This window comes from Aquimarina ulvae (genome assembly GCF_053613295.3).
Window position 1 is genome coordinate 1 of record NZ_JBSIBP030000028.1, and the last position, 4,238, is coordinate 4,238.

Below are 4,238 nucleotides of genomic sequence, written 5' to 3' on the forward strand. Positions count from 1 at the left end.
ATATGATTTATAAGATCCATCCCTAAATCACTTTGGGATTGTACTTTGGATAACTCCAAATAATGATGCTCATTACTAGATATAGATTCTGACTGTAACCTAGTCAGTAAATCTTTTGGAGTCTCATCTAATTCATATTGTATACGAACTGGAATTGTATTGATAAATAATCCTACCATATCCTCTACTCCTGATATATCACCTGGTCTACCCGAAACAACTAAACCATAGACCACATCATTAGTATTATTATACCTAGAAAGTAAATACCCCCAAACTCCCTGAATAAATGTATTCTGAGTAATATTCAAATCACTACACAAGCTATTAATACTCTCAAAAACACTACCCTCAAGAACAAGATCCTCCTGGGTATAATTCCTAGAAGATATATCTGTATTCGTATTAACAAATGGAATACTTGCTACACTCTCATATCCAGATAAGTATTCTTTCCAATATTCTAAAGAAGAATTCTGATCTAAACCATCTAACCATTCAATATAACTAGCATATAAAATAGGTGGAGAAAAACTAAACTCTTTACCGGTAGTAATACTATCTAATAATTGATAAAAATCATTAATCACAATACTCATACACCACCCATCCATCAATATATGGTGATGACTCCAAATAAACTCATAAGAATCATCTCCTAAATCTAACACCTGTAATCGCATCTGTGAATGATCATCAATTAAATCAAAACCACGAGAACGATCTAATTCTTTTACTTCTGAAATATATGACACTACATCTGAATCATTATACACTCCTGAAACCTTCTCATAACGGAAATTATCCGCCACAGATTTATGGACAACCTGAAGTAGTGTCCCTGCATAATTATTAGTGAAACTTGTTCGTAAAATTGAATATCTAGCAACCAATGCCTGATATGCTTTATGTACAGAAGCAATATCTAAACCAGGTGCTCGCAAACGATAAGACATCTGCTCTAAATACATCGTCTTGGAACTATCGGTCAACCAATGATAATAAATACCTTGTTGTAAAGGAGATAATCGGTAAACATCCTCTATATCTCCCAAGCTAGTAATAGCTGATAATTCTGAAATAGTTAAGCCTTTAAATGTCATATCTGAAGGAGTAAGACAAGTAGTGTCTTCTCTACTCAACGATCTAATCATACGAGCTAAATGATCTTGATAACAACCAACTAAACGAGCAATAGTATCTTTACTAAATAATAATGAAGAATACCCAATAGACATACGTAATTGACCCGAAATCATCATCCCTGAAACATCCAATAAAGCATGCTCCCCATTACTAACAGCTATATCTGAACCTATAGATTCTGAAGAATATGAAAACATAGAGGCTTCATCAGATCCTACCGAACCACTACCTATATCTCCCAGATAATTAAATATAATCGTAGTAACTAAATCTTTTGCTAATCCCGAACCTAAATACTTCAACATACCATAGCCTAATCCCTTATTGGGAATACGACGCAAGTCCTCCTTAACATTAACCAAACTCGAACCTAATGAATCAGATTCTGTAACATCCAGAACAAATGGAAAAATCGAAGTAAACCAACCAACCGTCCTACTAATATCTATATCTCCTAAAATATCCTCTCGACCGTGACCCTCTAACTCTATAACACTTTTTGTCTCTCCAAAAACATCTCGGATAGCCAAACCTAAACCGGTTAATAAAATATCATTGATCTCCGTATTATAAGCTTTATGAACCTGTGTCTGTAACAATTCTGTTAAATCTTCATCTAACAAAAATGAACCACTCTGATCAAAAGTTAATGCGCTTGTGTCATCACCATCTAAATCTGTTGGAAAACAATCAATGGTTTGAGCACAAACCGAATCCCAATACTCATACTCTGATCCTAAAGAATCTCCGGATGCATATGAATGTTGTAAGGAAGACCATAATTGGTATGAATCTGTCTTCAATGGTAAGCTAACTGAAAAACCTGATGCATATTGAGTATATAACGTAGATAAATCCTCTAAAATAATACGCCAAGAAACACCATCAATAACTAAATGGTGAACAATCAGAGCTAAACGATCTCCATCCGATAAACGAAAATGACCTATCTTAAATAATGGACCCTGACCTAAATCAATACTGGATTGTAATTGCTCACCCAATAATTCCATCGATGATAACTCATCCTGCTCTTCTCGTAAATCATAATATTCAAGAGTGTAATGTACTCCCGTAGTATCCAAATTGTATTGAGAAACCTCCTCTGAAGAACTATCGAATACCATACGTAAGGCATCATGATGAGTAACCAAGCTCTTAAAACATTCCCCTAAAAGGGTAGTATCTAATGGTAACGAACTCTTTAACAAAACCGATTGATTATAATGACCGCGAACCTGGATTGCATCATTATTAAAAAAGTAATGCTGAATAGGAGATAGCATTACACTACCGGAAACACAAGATTGATCTATCTCACGAAGATCTCTGGTCATCTTAAGAGATAAGTCCTCTAAAACAGGGGTACGTAATATTTGGTCAACCTTCAATCGATAACCTTCTTGTTTTAATCGAGATGCTAATTGAATTGACTTTATGGAATCGCCCCCTAGATTATAAAAATTATCCTTCACACTAATTGAATCACGATTCAAAACCGAACTTAATGCGTTTACTAAAACAGACTCTTCTGTTGTTCGTGGAGAAACTGAAACAACTGTACTAGAAAATACTGATAAATCAATCCCTAAAAGATGCTTCCTGTCTAATTTACCATTTGGAGTCAATGGCATAACGTCCAATCTTACATAAGTAATAGGAACCATATACTCTGGTAAACGATCCGATAAAAATCTACGGAAAATTGAAACATCTATTTCCTCAGAACTAACATAGTAGGATACTAAAAACTTGTCCCCAGAAGTACCTTCCTTTACCAAAACACTAACATCACTAACTCCTTCCAGTAATTGTAAACAATATTCTATCTCTCCTAATTCTATACGACGACCATTTAACTTGGTCTGAGAATCAGACCTCCCTATATAACCTATAGAACCATCAGCTAACCAATATGCTAAATCTCCAGTCTTATATAATCGAGCTCCTTCTTCAAATGGATTATTAACAAAACGATTCGCTGTTAATTCTGAAAGATTCAGGTATCCTCTGGCCAAACCAGGACCGCCTAAACATAACTCTCCAACTACACCTGGCGGAACTAAATTAAAAGAAGAATCCAAAATATAAATCTTCGTATTGGGAAATGGAAATCCAATCGAAACCTGACGGCAAGAATCAATATCAAAAGAAGAATCAAACTTATAATAACTACTATCAATAGAGGATTCTGTCAATCCATAACTATTAATAAACGTAATCTGATCCCCATAACTAGCTAATAAAAAACGTAAATCATTAACCATTAAAGTATCAGAACCTAAAACAACAACTTCTAAGTTATCTAAACGTAAATCCTGTGAATGCAGATGCTGAAAAAAGGGAACTAATAATGCCGGAGTACTTTCTACAATACTAATCTGATGATTCTTAAAAACAGCATACAGATCATCAAAATCCATAGTCAATACATCATTGCTAATAACCAACTTACCTCCATTAAGAATACAACGACAAAAATCTCCAAAGAAAACATCAAATGAAAAACTAGCCAATTGAAGATAAGAAACAGTCATATCTTCCAATCCATAACTATCTCGCCAACCATAAGAAATATTAACCAAAGCCTCATGTTCTACCATAACTCCTTTTGGAGTACCCGTAGATCCAGAAGTATAAATCATGTACACCAAATTAGAAGGGGTAAGTGCAACATCTGGAGCAACATCTGAAAAATCTGAAGCATTAAATCCTGATAAAAAAGAATCATCTATAGTCAACTTGCAATTACTATCCCGCTCTATATAAGCAATACGATCAGCAGGATACGAAGGATCAATAGGAACATAAGCACAACCAGCCTTTAAAACACCCAAAACACTGATCACTAACCACTCACTACGAGCTAACTTGATCCCTACAAAATCCTCTAAATCCAAGGTGTAATTAGCCAATAAACAATGAGACAACTGACTCGACAAAATGTCTAACTCCTTAAAGGTATAAGTGTTATCCTCATAGACCAAAGCAATCCTTTCTGGATAAGCAGCAACCTGACTCGAAAATAAATCCAAAATCGTCTCCCCTACAGGATAACAAACCTCTCGACTACCGAAATCATTAAGCAATAA

Annotated in this window: 1 protein-coding gene; it reads right to left on the reverse strand. The window is 34.8% G+C overall.

What is annotated here, in order from left to right; translation table 11 throughout:
- A partial coding sequence (locus tag ACWGOQ_RS23855) for a non-ribosomal peptide synthetase (RefSeq protein WP_458202887.1) occupies positions 1-4,238 on the reverse strand: 4,238 nt, incomplete at both ends.